This is a genomic window from Nocardiopsis sp. JB363, from assembly GCF_900143625.1.
In the GTDB taxonomy this organism is placed as follows: domain Bacteria; phylum Actinomycetota; class Actinomycetes; order Streptosporangiales; family Streptosporangiaceae; genus Nocardiopsis.
Genome location: NZ_FRFF01000021.1, coordinates 39,124 through 54,686 on the forward strand (window position 1 = coordinate 39,124; position 15,563 = coordinate 54,686).

At 69.4% G+C, this 15,563-nt stretch carries 15 protein-coding genes; 9 read left to right on the top strand and 6 right to left on the bottom strand.

Going from position 1 to position 15,563, the window contains the following annotated elements:
• Window positions 1–151: 151 nt before the first annotated feature.
• Window positions 152–337 (top strand): 50S ribosomal protein L28, encoded by a 186-nt coding sequence (rpmB, locus tag BQ8420_RS04570; RefSeq protein WP_087096553.1) that lies wholly within the window; start codon window positions 152–154, stop codon window positions 335–337.
• Between the two features lie 164 nt (window positions 338–501).
• On the opposite strand, the gene BQ8420_RS04575 is transcribed toward rpmB, so the two are convergent.
• Window positions 502–1,149: a cellulose binding domain-containing protein gene (locus tag BQ8420_RS04575; RefSeq protein ID WP_087096554.1), complete on the bottom strand. Its 648-nt coding sequence runs from the start codon at window positions 1,147–1,149 to the stop codon at window positions 502–504.
• Window positions 1,150–1,289: 140 nt separating this feature from the next.
• Window positions 1,290–2,285, bottom strand: coding sequence for a thiamine-phosphate kinase (locus BQ8420_RS04580; protein WP_087096599.1), 996 nt, complete (start codon window positions 2,283–2,285; stop codon window positions 1,290–1,292).
• Between the two features lie 148 nt (window positions 2,286–2,433).
• Between BQ8420_RS04580 and BQ8420_RS04585 the strand changes: the two genes are divergently transcribed.
• Both BQ8420_RS04585 and BQ8420_RS04590 read left to right on the top strand, forming a co-directional pair.
• Window positions 2,434–2,667 carry an Lrp/AsnC family transcriptional regulator gene (locus BQ8420_RS04585; RefSeq protein ID WP_087096555.1) on the top strand — a complete coding sequence of 78 codons (234 nt, stop codon included), beginning with the start codon at window positions 2,434–2,436 and terminating at the stop codon, window positions 2,665–2,667.
• A 32-nt stretch (window positions 2,668–2,699) separates the two neighbouring features.
• The gene (locus BQ8420_RS04590) at window positions 2,700–3,167 is read left to right on the top strand and encodes a DUF3515 domain-containing protein (protein WP_087096556.1); all 468 of its coding nucleotides are present in this window, start codon (window positions 2,700–2,702) and stop codon (window positions 3,165–3,167) included.
• 83 nt (window positions 3,168–3,250) lie between these two features.
• Here BQ8420_RS04590 and BQ8420_RS04595 read toward each other — a convergent pair whose 3' ends face one another.
• Window positions 3,251–4,024, bottom strand: coding sequence for a DUF3105 domain-containing protein (locus tag BQ8420_RS04595; protein ID WP_087096557.1), 774 nt, complete (start codon window positions 4,022–4,024; stop codon window positions 3,251–3,253).
• A gap of 89 nt (window positions 4,025–4,113) precedes the next feature.
• Between BQ8420_RS04595 and BQ8420_RS04600 the strand changes: the two genes are divergently transcribed.
• From BQ8420_RS04600 to BQ8420_RS04625, 6 genes are all read left to right on the top strand, one after another.
• On the top strand, window positions 4,114–4,836 hold the full coding sequence (locus tag BQ8420_RS04600) for a DUF305 domain-containing protein (RefSeq protein ID WP_087096558.1): 723 nt from the start codon (window positions 4,114–4,116) through the stop codon (window positions 4,834–4,836).
• A gap of 280 nt (window positions 4,837–5,116) precedes the next feature.
• Window positions 5,117–6,562, top strand: coding sequence for a cytochrome ubiquinol oxidase subunit I (locus BQ8420_RS04605; RefSeq protein ID WP_087096559.1), 1,446 nt, complete (start codon window positions 5,117–5,119; stop codon window positions 6,560–6,562).
• A gap of 13 nt (window positions 6,563–6,575) precedes the next feature.
• Window positions 6,576–7,616, top strand: a complete 1,041-nt coding sequence (cydB, locus tag BQ8420_RS04610) for a cytochrome d ubiquinol oxidase subunit II (RefSeq protein ID WP_087096560.1) — start codon at window positions 6,576–6,578, stop codon at window positions 7,614–7,616.
• A 202-nt stretch (window positions 7,617–7,818) separates the two neighbouring features.
• A complete protein-coding gene (cydD, locus tag BQ8420_RS04615) occupies window positions 7,819–9,546 on the top strand; it encodes a thiol reductant ABC exporter subunit CydD (RefSeq protein ID WP_087096561.1) in 1,728 nt (575 codons plus the stop codon).
• A 98-nt stretch (window positions 9,547–9,644) separates the two neighbouring features.
• Window positions 9,645–11,342 carry a thiol reductant ABC exporter subunit CydC gene (gene cydC, locus BQ8420_RS04620; protein ID WP_235005923.1) on the top strand — a complete coding sequence of 566 codons (1,698 nt, stop codon included), beginning with the start codon at window positions 9,645–9,647 and terminating at the stop codon, window positions 11,340–11,342.
• 123 nt (window positions 11,343–11,465) lie between these two features.
• Window positions 11,466–12,269, top strand: coding sequence for an EI24 domain-containing protein (locus tag BQ8420_RS04625; protein ID WP_087096562.1), 804 nt, complete (start codon window positions 11,466–11,468; stop codon window positions 12,267–12,269).
• A 66-nt stretch (window positions 12,270–12,335) separates the two neighbouring features.
• Here BQ8420_RS04625 and BQ8420_RS04630 read toward each other — a convergent pair whose 3' ends face one another.
• The 3 genes from BQ8420_RS04630 to BQ8420_RS04640 form a co-directional block, all read right to left on the bottom strand.
• Entirely contained in the window at window positions 12,336–12,896 is a 561-nt protein-coding gene (locus tag BQ8420_RS04630; protein WP_235005919.1) for a Uma2 family endonuclease, read from the bottom strand.
• Between the two features lie 254 nt (window positions 12,897–13,150).
• Window positions 13,151–14,275, bottom strand: coding sequence for a D-alanine--D-alanine ligase family protein (locus tag BQ8420_RS04635; RefSeq protein WP_087096564.1), 1,125 nt, complete (start codon window positions 14,273–14,275; stop codon window positions 13,151–13,153).
• A gap of 60 nt (window positions 14,276–14,335) precedes the next feature.
• A complete protein-coding gene (locus BQ8420_RS04640) occupies window positions 14,336–15,553 on the bottom strand; it encodes a PLP-dependent aspartate aminotransferase family protein (RefSeq protein WP_087096565.1) in 1,218 nt (405 codons plus the stop codon).
• Window positions 15,554–15,563: the final 10 nt, after the last annotated feature.

The window sequence follows — 15,563 nt, forward strand, 5'->3', positions numbered from 1 at the left end:
GTCCAGTGGTCTTGTTCCACTTTCGGTCAGTTCCTTCGTGTACTCTTCCAAGGTTGGCGTCCGCGTCAGCCTGTCCGCCCGACCTCTCCCGGTCGGATGAACCTTCGCGTGCGGCGACGTGCGCGATCCCGAGCGCTTGAATGGAGTTACCGTGGCTTCCGTCTGCGACGTCTGCGGCAAGGGACCAGGGTTCGGTAACAGTGTTTCCCACTCGCACCGTCGCACCCGCCGCCGCTGGAACCCCAACATCCAGACCGTTCGCACCCGCCTGGGCGGTACGCCCAAGCGTGTGAACGCATGCACCTCGTGCATCAAGGCCGGCAAGGTGACCCGCTAGGGAACCCGCCCCTGTGTCTGTTTCATCGAAGGCCCTCCGGCTCCGGTCGGGGGGCCTTCGTCATGCGCCGGCCGCCTCGGGCACGGTGACCAGGGTCGCTCATGGGGGCTGTGGGAGCGGTGAGGACCGAGTGGGTCCCGGGGTCCGCGGTGCGTCAGGACCGCTCAGAGTTGGCAGACGTGCCCGTTGAGCGAGCAGCGGATCGGGCTCTGGGAGACACCGACCGCGTCGAAGGTGAGCGCGACCGACTCCCCCGGCTCCAGCGCCGCCTCGGCACCGGACCTTCCGGCCAGGATGCCGTCGTCCATGGGTTCCCAGTCGGCGTCGCGGACCTCGGTGATCTCGGCGCTCTCGAACGCCAACGCCAGTTCCCAGGCCTCCAGCGTGCTGGTGGAGGTGTTGGTGACGGTGATCTGTCCGGTGAACCTCAGGGATGAGGACTCCAGGATCCGGTAGACGACCGTGGTGGGTTCGCTCCCGGCCTGGGTCTGCGGCCCCGACCCGCCCTCCTCTGGGGTGGCCCCCTCCGGTTCGGCGGAGGCCTCTTGGCTGGGTTCGCTCCCGTCCTGGGGTCCGGGCGCATCGGTCGCGCCGGGCGCGCCGCCGAACTGCAGGTAGATCTGGGTGGTGCTGTACCCGAACAGGAGCAGCCCGAGGATGACTCCGGAGACGACGAGAACGTTCAGCAACCTCGGGGGTTCGACACGTTTGGGAACCGTGCTTTCGAGAAGGCCGCCGAACCTCCGCAGGGGACCGGCGTTCTCCGGTTCGCTGCGGTGGGCTCCACGGCGGACACCATGCCGCCTAGCCATACCGCCTCATCAACCGCCTCTCGACACTGCTCCGCTTCCCTGCCGTGACCCCCGGTCCGCTTCCCGACCGGCCGCTGGGACGATGCCGGCCGCGATGGCAAAGCCTAGCGTGATCACCAAACAGGACAAATTCTTCGGGCTCACTCCCGACGGAAATGATCCCATCCGCCGCCCTCCACCATGTCTCCGTCCACGGTGACGGAGGGACCGTTTTCCTCCCCCGCCGGGTTCGAGGACGAGATGACGGACCCCACCATGTGCCAGTGTTCCGGGAGGTCCACTTCCGGGGGGAAGACCGCGGCCAACGCGTGGTCCTCCCCTCCCACGAGCATCAGCCGACGGGCGGCCTCTTCGATCTTCCCCGTCGCGACGCCGAGTACTCCCATGGCTTCGAGGAGTGCGGGATCGGGGCTCAGCGCGTTCGAGTCCAGATCGATACCCACCCCGCTTCGCACGGCGATGTGTCCCAGGTCCTGCACGAGGCCGTCGCTGACGTCGAGCATGGCGGTGGCACCCAGCCTGGCCGCCTCCGGGCCCGCGGCGTAGGGAGGACTCGGCCTGCGGTGTTCGTCCAGGCAGGCGGCGGGACCGTCGATCCCCCGCTCCAGCAGGGCCAGGCCGGCGGCGGACAGTCCCAGGTTCCCCGAGTAGGCGACCACGTCACCGGGCCGGGCCCCGTCGCGCCGCACGGGCGCCCTCCCCTCCAGGTCGCCCAGGGCCGTGACGGCGATGGTCAGCACGTCCGAACCCACCATGTCGCCGCCGACGACGGCTCCCCCGGCGAGCGCGCACTCGTCGCGCACCCCCGCGGTGAACTCCTCCGCCCACGCGACCGGCAGGTCGGGCGGGGCGGCGAACCCGATGAGCATGCCGGTGGGACGCGCGCCCATGGCCACCACGTCCGCGTAGTTCTGCGCGACGGCGCGGTGCCCGACATCACGAGCACTGGACCATTCCCGTTTGAAGTGGCGCCCCTCGACCAGCAGGTCCGTGGTCGCGACCGTACGCCCGTCGGGCGCGGCAACGATCGCGGCGTCATCGCCGGGTCCGAGGATTACATCGTCCGTCCTGGGGAATTGGCTCGTCACGCGTGTGATCAGAGCGAACTCACCCAGGCCCCCAATGGTGTTCAACACGAAGATCAGGGTACGGTGACGCACCGACTCAGTGGTCTAGACCCGGTGGTCGAGCCTCACGTTCGTCATCCGTTCGTCATCAGCTGTGCCCCGGCTCGGGCGACGTCCACTCTTGGTACACACCAGCACGGCACGAAGGAGTAGACACATGGTGCAGGCGTACATCCTGGTGCAGACGGAGGTCGGCCAGGCCGCCAAGGTCGCGGAGCGCATCCGAGGGATCGACGGGGTGGAGAAGGCGAACGACGTCACGGGTCCCTACGATGTGATCGTTCAGGCCGAGGCCGACGACATCGACGCGCTGGGCACCCTCGTGGTCGCCCGGATTCAGCGGCTCGACGGTATCGCTCGTACCCTGACGTGCCCCATCGTCAATATCTGAGTGTCGACCGCGTCGACGGAGCGAGGAATCTTGTGCTGAAACGGTACCTGGGGGCGGCCGGTGCCGTCGTCCTCCTGACTGCCGGCTGTGGACAGTCCGTCCAGATGCAGGCCTTCGAAGCACAAGAGAACACCGCCGAGCCCTGCGCCGCCCTCGTCGCGGACCTTCCGGACACCCTCCTCGACGCCGACCGCGCCACGATCAGCCCCGAATCGGACGTGATGGCCGCCTGGGGTGATCCGCCCATCGGTCTGCGCTGCGGTATCCCCCGTCCCTCCGGTCTGGAGATGGACTCGCCGCTGACCGATATCGGTGAGGGCGAGGACACCGTGTCCTGGGCGCAGCCGGAGGGCGTTCCGACCGTGTTCGTCGCGCTCTACCGTGAGGCCTACGTGGAGCTGAGCGTCCCGAGCTCCTACGGCAACCCCGCCGCCGCGCTGTCCCAGGTGAGCGAACTGATCTCCCAGCATCTGGAAGAGCACGCCGAGAACGGCGTCTGAGACCGAAGCCCTCGGGGGCGCGGACGACGGTGAAACCGCCCTCCGCGCCCCCGTTCGCGTGCTGCCTCAAGCGAGGTTCGGCGCTACTCGGACTCCTCTTCGGAGCCCTCGGCGCCTTCTTCGCCACCGCCCTCGGTGGTGTCCTCGTTCTCGGGGTCCGCACCCTCCTCGTCGCTCTCCGCGCCTTGGACGGCCTCGGCCTGCTCACCCTGCGCGTCGATCTGCGCCTCGACCTCGGCGGCGCTCTCGGCGATGCCGCCCGAGCAGGCGGCGCCCGGCTCGGGGACGTCGGTGCCGCGCTCGTACGTCTGCACGTAACGGCTCAGGTTCTCGTCGTCGGAGGACTCGACGTTGATCTGACGCTCCCAGCTGGAGGCGACGATCGGTGCGTCCATCTCACCCTCGTAGGGGGTGACCAGGACGTAGTCGCCCGGGTTGTAGAAGCTCTCCAGGGCGTCCACCTCCTCCTGGGGCAGCTCCGGGTCGTAGGTGATCCACACGGCGCCGTGCTCCAGGGCGTGGACACCGAACTCCGGGGTGATGGGTTCGGGGTAGACCCCACAGTTCTGCCACTGCGGCCAGTGCTGACCGCCGACCGGCGGGGACTGCTCGTAGTCCACCCGCTCGCCGACCGTGACGTGGCTGTACTCGTCGATCGTGTACTCGTCGACGCCCTCGATGTTGTGGCTTCGCAGTTCCATGAAGATGGCCGTGCCCAGCAGTCCCAGGACCGCGGCTCCGGCCACGGAGACACCCGTGACCTTGAGGGCTTTGCTGCGTCGTTCCTTCTTACGCTGCTCCTCACGCAACGCGGCCGCTCTGGCGCGGCGCTCCTCCGCCTTCGACTTCTTGGCCACTGGGACTCCTGGAATGCGAGTGGTCGAACAGGACTTTCCTATCCTCTACTTTGTCAGCAGAGTTGGGCGATTTGACCAAGGTGGTTCAAATGGGGCGAGTGACCGGGGCTGCCTCCGGCGACGGCGGCGACACCGAGGCGGACGAGTACGAGGACGAGGGGGCGTTGCCCGAGGGGTTCTCGCGCGCCTCCGAGCGCACCGGATCCACACCCTTGGCACGACGGTCCGTGCCACTGTGGACTTCGGTGATCTTGGTCGCGTTGGCGCTGGTCGCGGGCTTCCTGTTGGGGCGTCCCTCCTACCCGTTGGACACCGGGGCCGACGCCGGATTCCTGCGCGACATGAGCGCCCACCACGCCCAGGCCGTGGACATGTCGATGGTCGTCCTCGACAAGACCGAGGACGTGGAGCTGCACACCGTGGCCATGGACATGGCCCGTACCCAGCAGGCGCAGATCGGCATGATGCAGGGCTGGTTGGCGGCGTGGGGGTTGACCGCGCGCGCCTCCGAGCCGCCGATGAGCTGGATGGAGGGCCACGACCACGGCGGTGGCGAGGGCGAGGTTCCCGAGGCGATGCCGGGACTGGCCACCGACGAGCAGATGGTGGAGCTGGACGACGCCGAGGGCGAGGAGGCCGAGGTCATGTTCCTGGAGCTGATGATCGCCCACCACCTGGGCGGCATCGAGATGGCCGAGGCCGAGGTGGAGTTGGGTCGGGAGGACCTCGTGGTCCAGTTCGCCCAGGGCATGGTCGACGCCCAGACGACAGAGGTGGAGAACATGGAGCGGATGTTGGAGCGGTACGGCTGACGCGCCCCCGGTGAATGTGGTGGAGGACACCGGAGGTCGAGGAGACCGACCTCACCCCTCCCCCGCACGCCATCTGTGAACTGCGAGAACGCCCTCCTCACCGAAGGAACCACAGCACGGCGGCGCGCCCCGACCCGGGGCGCGCCGCCGTTTCGCGTGTGTTCCGCGCGAGGCGCCGACCGTCGTGAGCGCCGTTTCACAGGGGGCCTCCCGCATGACGACGACAAGTAGCACTACAGTTCGTAGTACTACCGACGGTCGGTCTTTGTGAGAGGCGTACATGGAAGCTCTAGACCTGGCGCGATGGCAGTTCGGGGTCACCACGATCTACCACTTCCTGTTCGTGCCCCTGACCATCGGGCTGTCGTTCATCGTGGCCGTGCTCCAGACGTTCTGGTACAAGACCGGACGGCACGAGTACCTACAGGCCACACAATTCTTCGGCAAGCTGTTCCTGATCAACTTCGCCATGGGCGTGGTCACCGGAATCGTGCAGGAGTTCCAGTTCGGCATGAACTGGAGCGAATACTCCCGCTTCGTCGGTGACGTCTTCGGCGCTCCCCTGGCCATGGAGGCGCTCCTGGCCTTCTTCCTGGAGTCCACCTTCATCGGACTGTGGATCTTCGGCTGGCATCGTCTCTCGCGCCGGGTCCACTTGGCCTGCATCTGGCTGGTCGCCATCGGCACCAACCTGTCGGCCTACTTCATCCTCGCCGCGAACGCCTGGATGCGCCGCCCCGTCGGCTACGAGATCAACCCCGAGAACGGCCGCGCCGAACTCAACGACATCTGGGCCGTGCTCAGCAACGACCAGGCCTGGTCCACCTACCTGCACACCGTCTCGGCCGCCTTCATCACCGCCGGGCTGTTCGTGGTGGCGGTCAGCGCCTTCAAGCTCTGGCGCAACATGCGACACGAGGACACCGGCGACGTCGGTGTCACCCCTCCCAAGCGGGACTTCGCGCTGTTCCGCTCCACCCTCAAGGTCGGTCTGGTCTTCACCCTCCTCGCCGGAGCGCTCACGATCTTCTCCGGCGACCACCAGGCCAAGCTCGCCGCCGAGTACGAACCCATGAAGATCGCCGCCGCCGAGGCACTCTGGGACACCGAGGAGGGTGCCGCGTTCTCCACCTTCGCGGTCGGCGACACCGAGGCCCGCTACAACCCCATCGACGTCACCGTCCCCAACGTCCTCAGCTTCATGGCCACCGGGCACTTCGACGGCGAGGTGCACGGCATGAACGACCTCCAGGAGAGCTACGAGGAGTTCTACGGGCCGGGCGACTACATCCCCAACGTGTTCGTCGTCTACTGGTCCTTCCGTCTCATGATGGGCCTGGGCCTGTTCGGTGTGGCCGTGGCGGCCCTGGGGCTGTGGCTCACCCGCGGACGGGAACGCGTGCCCCGGAAGAAGTGGTTCTACTTCGCCGCCATCGCCGCGCTGCCCGCCGCCCTGCTCGCCAACATCTTCGGCTGGGTGCTCACCGAGATGGGCCGCCAGCCCTGGACCGTGCACGGTGAACTCCTGACCGCCAACAGCGTCTCCCCGGGGGTGAGTCTGGGCACCGTGGCGATGAGTCTGGGCATCTTCACCGCCGTCTACGGATTCCTCTTCGTGGTGGAGGTCGGGCTGCTCTGGAAGTACGTCAAGAAGGGCCCCTCCCACCTCGTTCCCGACCTGGAGAACGACGAGGACGAGTCCCAGATCCCACACTTCAGCTACTAGGAGCAGCAAGACCATGGAACTGGCCGTCATCTGGTTCATCGCCATCGCCGTCCTGTGGATCGGCTACTTCGTCCTGGAGGGGTTCGACTTCGGGGTGGGCACCCTGCTGCCCTTCATGGGTGGGCGCAACTCCGTCGACCGCCGGGTCGCCATCAACTCGATCGGCCCGGTCTGGGACGGCAACGAGGTGTGGGTCATCACCGCGGGCGGTGCCATGTTCGCCGCCTTCCCCGCCTGGTACGCGTCCCTGTTCAGCGGGTTCTACGTGCCGCTGTTCCTCATCCTCATCGCGCTGATCCTGCGCGGTGTGGCGTTCGAGTACCGGAGCAAGCGCGACGACCCGCGCTGGCAGGACTGGTGCGACCGGGCGATCTTCTTCGGCAGCGTCGTCCCCGCGTTCCTGTGGGGCGTGGCCTTCGCCAACATCGTGCGCGGTGTGGCCATGGACGCCGACCAGATCGTCACCGCGTCCCTGTTCGACCTGCTCAACCCCTACGCCCTGCTCGGCGGGCTGACGACCCTGTCGCTGTTCACCCTGCACGGCGCCGTCTTCCTGACCCTCAAGACCGACGGGCCGGTCCGCGTCCGCGCCCGGCGAGCCGCGTTGTCCGCCGCCTACGTCGCCGTTCCCGCCGGGGCCGCCTTCCTGCTGTGGACCCAGTTCGCCTACGGGAAGCCCTGGACCCTGCCGCTCGTCCTGATCTCCGCCGCCGCCCTGGTGGGCGGGGTCGCGGCGGTCCACCTCCGTCGCGAGGGGTGGTCCTTCGTGGCCACCGCCGTCACCATCCTGACCGCGGTGACGGTCCTGTTCGGGTCCCTGTTCCCGAACGTGCTGCCCTCCACCACCGACCCGGCGTTCAGCCTGACCGTCGCCAACGCCTCCTCGGCCGACTACACGCTGACCGTCATGTCGTGGGTGGCCCTGGTGGCCCTGCCCGTGGTCATGGGCTACCAGGCCTGGAGCTACTGGGTGTTCCGCCAACGCGTCACCGGCGAGCAGATCACCCCGGCGTCGGTCGGCGGAGGTGAACCGGAGCCCGAGAAGGCCGCCTGAGTGGCGGGGTGCCCCTCGGGGCCTCCGCCGACCCAACGACGTCCGTACCCCCCGCCCCCGCATCGCCCCGGGAACGGGGGGTACGGCGCTGCCCGGACCCACCACCGGGATACTGGGGCCAGACCGTGCCCCGTCGTTTCCCGGCCGACCACGGTCCCGACCACCCGGGGCCGCCACGACGACCACACGAGGTCTTCCGCGCATGAAACCGCTCGATCCGCGCCTGGTCCGCACCGCGAGCGCGGTCCGTGTCCACCTGGCCGTCACCGTCGTCAGCGGTGTGCTGATCACCGGTCTGATCCTCGTCCAGGCCTGGCTGCTGGCCCGCGTCATCACCGGCGCCTGGGCAGGCGACGGCATGGACGTCCTCGGACCGATGATCGCCCTGGTCGCCGCCGTCGCCCTCACCCGCGCCCTGCTGTCCTACCTCGCCGAGACCTCCGCGCTGCACAGCGCCGCCCGCACCAAGTCGCAGCTGCGTCGCAGGCTCATCGCGCACGTGACCGGCTCCGGCAAGGTATGGCTGGCCGAGGGCGGCGACGGGCGGGACGATTCACCCAAGGCCGGTGAACTCGTCACCCTCGCCACCCGCGGTCTGGACGCCCTCGACGAGTACTTCTCCCGGTACCTGCCCCAGCTGGTGCTGTCGGCGATCGTGCCGCTCGCCGTACTCTCCGTGGTGTTCTGGGCCGACTGGATCTCCGGGATCGTCATCCTGGTGACGCTGCCGCTCATTCCCGTCTTCATGGCGTTGATCGGTATGCACACCCAACAGCGCACCGACCGGCAGTGGAAGCTGCTGAGCCGGTTGGGCGGCCACTTCCTCGACGTGGTGGAGGGCCTGCCGACCCTGGCGGTGTTCCGTCGCGCCAAGGCCCAGGCCGCCATCATCCGCGAGGTCGGCGACGACCACCGCAAGGCCACCATGGGGACGCTGCGGGTCGCGTTCCTGTCCGCCTTCGCCCTGGAACTGCTCGCCACCCTGGCCGTCGCCCTGGTCGCCGTCGAGGTCGGGTTGCGGCTGCTGGGCGGCCACATGGACTACCAGACCGCCCTGCTCGTGCTGATCCTGGCCCCCGAGGCGTACCTGCCACTGCGCGAGGTGGGGGCCCGCTTCCACGCCAGCATGGAGGGGGTCGCCGCCGCCGACCAGGTCTTCACCGAACTCGAACGCCGGCGGGACGAGGGATCCGAACGCCCGGCGCCGGCTCCGACCGGTCGGCCCTCCCCCACCACCGGCGGCGACCTGCGGCTGAGCGGCGTCGAGGTGCGCTACCCCGGCCGGGACACACCCGCCCTGTCCGACCTGGACCTGACCCTCCACGCCGGCGAACACCTGCTGCTCACCGGTCCCAGCGGTTCGGGCAAGACCACCCTGTTGTCCCTGCTGCTGCGCCTGCGCGAACCCACCGAGGGACGCGTCGAGGTCCGCGCCCCCGACGGAGAGTGGACACCGCTGCGGGACGTGCCCGTCGAGGACTGGCGCGCCGGCATCGCCTGGGTGCCCCAGCACCCCTACCTGTTCGACGTGTCGGTGGCCGACAACATCCGCCTCGGCGCACCCGACGCCGACCTCGACCGGGTCCGAGAGGCCGCGCGGCTGGCCGAGGCCGACGGGTTCATCGACGCCCTGCCCGACGGCTACGACACCAGGCTCGGTGAACGCGGCGCCCGCCTGTCCGCCGGCCAGCGCCAACGCATCGCTCTGGCCCGCGCCATGTGCCGTGACGCCCCGTTGGTCCTGCTGGACGAACCCACCGCCCACCTGGACCCGGAGAACGCCACGGCCGTGCGCACCGCCGTGGCCCGCCTCCTGGAGGGGCGCACCGCCGTGATCGTCGCGCACGACACCGGTTGGGCCGAGTCCGTCTCCGGTGCCCGCCTGCGCACCGCCCACCTGCCGCTGCTCACCGAGAGGGTGTCCCGATGAGTGCCCCCGCCACCCGACCCGGCGTCGGCCCCGAGGCCGACCCCGTGATCGAGTCCGTCGTCGCCGAACGCGAGCGCCGCAAGGACCCGCTGCGCCGGATGATCGCACTGGCCCGGCCGCGCAGCGCCCGCTTCGCCCTCGGTGTGCTGCTGGGCGGCGCCGCCACCGGCTCCGGGGTGGCGCTGCTGGGCGTCGCCGCGTGGATGCTGGCCACCGCCGCGAACCACCCCTCCATCACCGCGCTGAGCGTGGCCGTGGTCGCCACCCGCGCCCTGGGCGTGAGCAAGGGCGTGACCCGTTACCTGGAACGCCTGGTCACCCACGACGCCGCGTTCCGCACTCTGGCCCAGGTACGGGTGCGGGTGTACGAGCGACTGGCCCGGACCGAACCGTTCGGCCGGTTCCGCTCGGGCGACCTGGTGTCCCGCCTGGTCAACGACACCGAGGCCACCCTCGACCTGCTGGTGCGCGGACTCACCCCGCCGCTGGTGTCGGTGGTGACCGGCGGCGCCACGGTGCTGGTCCTGACCGTGGTGTACGCGCCGGGCGGGCTGCTGCTCGCCGCGGGCCTGCTGCTGGCCGGACTCGCCGTCCCGCTGATGGCCGCCGCCCTGAACAGGAAGCCCGGGCAGCGCGAGGCCGAGGCGCGCGGAGCCCTGTCCACCGCCCTGGTCGACACCCTCCAAGGCGCTCCGGACCTGGTGGCCTACGGGGCGATGGACCGTCACGTCGCACGGGTGAACGAGGCCGACGCCGAACTGACCCGGGTGGCCCGCCGCGACGCCGCCACCCTGGGGCTGAGCGAGGGTGTCAACGCCCTGATCACCGGGCTGACCGTGTGGGGCGCCCTGTTCCTGGGGGTGCTCGCCGTGGAGGAGGGCACCATCGGCCCCACTGCCTTGGCCGTGCTGGTGCTGACCACGCTCGCCGCCTTCGAGATCGTCGCGCCGCTGCCCGCCGTCGCCTCCCGTCTGGGGGCGATCCGGGCGAGCGGCGTCCGCCTGTTCGGTGTCCTGGACACCCCGCCGGCCATCGCTCCCCCCGCGCAGGAGGGTCTGGAGATCGACCCGGACGCCGACGCCCCCGTCCACGTCCGTGGCCTACGGGTGCGGTACGGGCCCGAGGAGCCGTGGGCCTTGGACGGGGTGGACCTGGAGATCCCCGCCGGGGCGACCGTGGCCGTGGTCGGGCCGAGCGGGGCCGGCAAGAGCACACTCGCCTCGGTGCTGCTGCGCTTCCGCGACCCCGACGAGGGCCGGGTGGAGATCGGCGGCACCGACATCACCGCCTACCCCGCCGACGAGGTGCGCCGGGTGGTGTCCGGGGTGCCGGAGGACCCGCACGTGTTCGGGTCGACCCTGCGCGAGAACCTGCGCCTGGCCAAGCCGGGGGCGGAGGACGACGAACTGTGGGCGGCGCTGCGCGGCGCCCGGCTGGCCCATGACGTCGAGGCGATGCCCCACGGGTTGGACACACGGGTGGGGTCGCACGGGCTGGGACTGAGCGGGGGCATGGTGCAGCGACTGGCCCTGGCGCGCGCGGTGCTGGCCGCTCCCCGGGTCCTGGTGCTGGACGAGCCCACCGCGCACTTGGACCCGGACACCCGCGACGCCGTGGTGGCCGACCTGCTCGCCGCCGCCGAGGGGTTCTCCACGTTGCTCATCACCCACGACCTCACCGGGCTGGACCGGGTGGACCGGATCTACGTGGTCCGCGACGGCCGTGTACTGCAATCGGGCACCCACACCGAGCTGCTGGCGGAGGACGGATGGTACAGAGACGTGCACGACCGCTAGATCGGGTTCCGTGGACGCCGGCCGTCGCTATGAAGGCCACTGCGCCGTAGGCGTCCGTTGAGGGTGGTGGCGGGCGACGCGCAGCAGGGCGTGTATTCGTGGAACATGCTCTAGTGTTCGCCTGTGAATCCCATACGTGAGGCCCTTTCCGGGGTCGGCACCCTGTTCCGCGGTCTGGCCATCGTGCTGCGCAGACCCCGCCTGTTCTTCCTCGGCGCCCTTCCGGCGTTGATCACGTCGCTGCTGTTCCTGGCGGCGCTGATCACGCTGATCCTCAACATGGAGGATCTGGTCGCCTGGGCCACGCCCTTCGCGGCCGACTGGGGCAGTACCTGGCGGGGGTTGCTGCGCGGCTCCCTGGCCCTGGGGCTGCTGGTCGGTTCGATCCTGGTGATGGTGGTGGCCTTCACCACAGTCACCCTGACCCTGGGCGCCCCGATCTACGACAAGATCGCCGAGATGGTCGAGGAGGAGATGGGCGGCGCGCCCGAGGCCCCCGAGGAGTCCGTCCTGGCCTCGATGGCCCGCGCCGCCGGCCAGGCCATCGCGCTGGTGGCGATCACCCTGGTCGTGACCATCGGCGCGTTCCTGCTCGGTTTGATCCCCGTGGTGGGCTGGATCCTGGGCCCGGTGCTGACCGCGGTCATGGGCGGCTGGCTGCTGGGGATCGAACTCACCACGAGCGCCTTCGATCGCCGAGGGCTGTTGCGGATTCGGGACCGCCACAGCCACATGCGTCATCGACGCTGTCGCGTGCTGGGGTTCACGATCCCCACGTACTTCCTGATGGCGATACCGTTCGTGGCCATCGTGGTGTTCCCCGCCGCCACCGCCGGCGGCACCATCCTCGCCCGCGAACTCCTTCCCGAACAGCCCGAGTCCCCGCAGACGCCGGTGCCGCAGGTCCCCCCGACGACCACCCCCTGAAAATGACACGAAGGGGGCGGGCGACCACGTGGTCGACCGCCCCCTTCCACACATCCTTGTTCTCGCTCAGGTATCCGAGAGCAACAGATCAGCCGCGTCCAGTTTCAGATCGAACGGCTTCGGGAAGCGAACCGATCCGTTCTTTTGAGTTCGAGTCACTTCCTGGTACTCCGATCCCTCCGGGTCCTGGAACAGAGCGACCTCCTCCCGTACCGGATCGATCACCAGGTATAGGGGGACCCCGGCCTGCGCATACCCCTTCGCCTTGTCGATCCAGTCAGCGTGCCTACTGCTCGGAGAGACGACCTCCACGACCAGCTCGACCTCCTCGGCAGGACGTGTCCATTCCGGACCATCCCACCCCTCCCCCCTCGCCAGGGGGATCGGCATGACGACCAGGTCGGGAACATAACGGTCACCCGTCTTGGCGATCTCCAGAGTGATCATCTGCATCGCACGTAGACCCTGGCCCTTGAGACCGACTTCTAGTAGCGACTCGTGTACCTCGGTGAGAATGTCGGCATGCCTGACCGTGGGCGTAGGCGACACGATGATGCTCCCGTTGATGATCTCCGTGCGGTAACCATCCGGGAGTTCGATGCTTTCGGCCAGTGCGTGGAGGTCCATCTCAGACTTCTCCGTCCGCTCCTGCACAGCACACGTCATGGGCGGCTCCCTGCGGTATCCAGAACGTTTCCGAGCGTAGCGAGAGCACTCTGCCAGCGTACGCCTTTTCTCGAAGGATCCCCAGGAATTCGACGTGCGGGCAGCGCGAAGTGGGAGGAGTTCCAGGCTCCCCCGAATTCGAGGGGACCACACGCCACAGGCCCGGCGCCACTGTGGACGGCCGGGCCTGTGGACAACCTCTGTGGTCAGTACATCTAGCGCAGGCCTGGGTCGCGGCGCAGGGCGGTGGTGATCATCCGCTCCACCAGAGTCGCGTAGTCCACGCCGGTGGCCTCCCACATCTGCGGGAACGCCGACGCCGGCGTGAAGCCGGGCATGGTGTTGAGCTCGTTGACGAGGACCTCCCCGTCCGCGGTGTAGAAGAAGTCCACCCGGGCCAGGCCCTCGCAGCCCATGGCCTCGAACACGTCCGCGGCCATCTGGCGCAGGCGGGCCGTGGCCTCCTCCGGGATCTCCGCGGGGATGGTCAGGCTGGACGTGGACAGGTACTTGGCCTCGAAGTCGTAGAAGTCGAAGCCCTCGGCCACGTGCACCTCGGCGGGGAACGACACGTCGGGGGTGCCGCCGTCCTCGGACTCCAGCACGCCGCACTCGATCTCTCGGCCCACGACCTGGGCCTCGACGAGCACCTTGGGGTCGTGTTCGCGGGCGGCCTCGACGGCGGCCACGACGGCGTCGGCGTCGGAGGTGTCCCGCACCCGGGTGATGCCGACGCTGCTGCCGGCGCGGGCGGGCTTGACGAACACCGTCGTGCCCAGCTCGGCGACGTCGTCCAGGACCTTCTTGCGCTCGTTGCGCCAGGTGCGGTCGGTGATGGCCACGAACGGGCTGGTGGGAATGCCGTTGCCGACCAACAGCGCCTTCATGAACACCTTGTCCATGGCGGCTGCGCTGGAGAACACCCCGGCGCCCGCGTAACGCACGCCCATCATCTCGAACAGCCCCTGGATGGTGCCGTCCTCGCCGAAGGGTCCGTGCAGCAGGGGCAGCACCACGTCGACCTCGGCCAGGCGCTGTGTGCCCTGGTCCGGGGAGACGGTCATGAGTCGGCCCGGGCCGTCGAACGGCAGCACCAGCTCGGCGCCCTCCTCGGAGACCGACGGCAGCGCCTTGGTCGCCGCGTCGATGCGCAGCCCCTCGGGGTCGCCCGAGGTCAGCACCCAGTTGCCGGACGGGGTGATCCCGACCGGGACCACCTCGTAGCAGTCGGGGTCGATGACGGACAGGACACTGCCCGCGGTGACGCAGGAGATCTCGTGTTCGGAACTACGACCGCCGAAGACGACGGCGACCCGAATCTTGCGCTGCTCGGACGACATGCTGCCAGACCTTATCTCGCCTACCGATGGAACCGGAACGTGTGGGATTCGCCCCGTGTGTCACTTTCCCCCGTCGAGCGCCGCCAAAGCGTCGTCGATGAGGTCCTGGGGATCCTCCAAGCCGATGGAGAACCGTACCGCGCCCGGGGAGACGCCCGCGGCGGCCAGTTCGGCCCCGCTCATCAACCGGTGCGAGGTCGAGGCCACGTGTCCGGCCAGGGTGTGGGTGCCGCCCAAGGAGGCGGCGATGGTGGCCAACCCCAGTCGGTCGACGAAGGCCATGCCGTCGTCGCGCCCACCCTTGAGGTGCACGGTGACCACGGCACCGTAACGGCCCGCGTCGAACAGCTCGCCCGCGAGGACGTGCTGGGGGTGGGAGGTCAGCGACGGGTGGTCGACCCGCTCCACGGCCGGGTGGCCCTCCAGGGCGGCGGCGAACGCCGAGGCGGTCTCGCATTGGCGCCCCACCCGCAGCGGCAGGGTCTCCAGACCGCGGTGCAGCAGGTACGCCTCGTCCGGGGCCAGGCACGGGCCCAGGTCCACGCGGGCCGAACGGATCCGCTCGATCAGCGTGGGCGAGGCCACGGCGACACCGCCGGTGGTGTCGCTGTGCCCGCCCAGATACTTGGTGGCCGAGTGCACGACCACGTCCGCGCCGGACTCCAGGGGGCGGCAGATCGCCGGGGAGGCGAACGTGGAGTCCACCACCAGAGCGGCGCCCGCCGAACGGGAGATCCGCGCCAGTTCCGGCAGGTCGGAGACGGTCATGGTGGGGTTGGAGAGCGTCTCGGTGAACACCACCCGCGTGTCCGGGGTGATCGCCGCGCGCACCGCGTCCAGGTCGGTGATGTCCACGAAGTCGGTACGCACACCGAACCGGCGCATCATCCGGTCCAGCAGCGAGTAGGTGTTGCCGTAGATCGAGCGGGCCGCCACCACGTGCGCCCCGGCCTCGGTGAGGGCCAACAGCACGGTGCTGATCGCCGCCATCCCGGAGGCGAACGCCTGGCCGTGCACCCGGTCCGGGAGCCCCACGCCCTCCATCGCGGCGACCGCCTCGGCGAAGGCGTCCACGGTGGGGCTGTCGATGCGAGCGTAGGAGTAACCGTCGCTCTTTCCGTCCAGCACGTCGGCGAACCCCTGCGAGGTGTCGAACGCGTACGTGGTGGCGCGGTGCACGGGCATCCGCATCGGGCGTTGGGTGGGGACGGGCGCCTCAGGAAGGGAGACGGCCCTGGTGTGCTCGCCCGCGCTTCCGGTCCCGGGTGTGTATGACATCGTGCTCGCT

Coding starts and splice junctions, on each gene's coding strand:
- BQ8420_RS04605 (WP_087096559.1), top strand. CDS start 5,117: ATGGAAGCTCTAGACCTGGCGCGATGGCAGTTCGGGGTCACCACGATC.
- cydD (WP_087096561.1), top strand. CDS start 7,819: ATGAAACCGCTCGATCCGCGCCTGGTCCGCACCGCGAGCGCGGTCCGT.
- BQ8420_RS04635 (WP_087096564.1), bottom strand. CDS start 14,275: ATGTCGTCCGAGCAGCGCAAGATTCGGGTCGCCGTCGTCTTCGGCGGT.
- BQ8420_RS04640 (WP_087096565.1), bottom strand. CDS start 15,553: ATGTCATACACACCCGGGACCGGAAGCGCGGGCGAGCACACCAGGGCC.
- BQ8420_RS04585 (WP_087096555.1), top strand. CDS start 2,434: ATGGTGCAGGCGTACATCCTGGTGCAGACGGAGGTCGGCCAGGCCGCC.
- cydC (WP_235005923.1), top strand. CDS start 9,645: ATGATCGCACTGGCCCGGCCGCGCAGCGCCCGCTTCGCCCTCGGTGTG.
- BQ8420_RS04600 (WP_087096558.1), top strand. CDS start 4,114: ATGGGGCGAGTGACCGGGGCTGCCTCCGGCGACGGCGGCGACACCGAG.
- BQ8420_RS04630 (WP_235005919.1), bottom strand. CDS start 12,896: ATGGACCTCCACGCACTGGCCGAAAGCATCGAACTCCCGGATGGTTAC.
- BQ8420_RS04575 (WP_087096554.1), bottom strand. CDS start 1,149: ATGGCTAGGCGGCATGGTGTCCGCCGTGGAGCCCACCGCAGCGAACCG.
- cydB (WP_087096560.1), top strand. CDS start 6,576: ATGGAACTGGCCGTCATCTGGTTCATCGCCATCGCCGTCCTGTGGATC.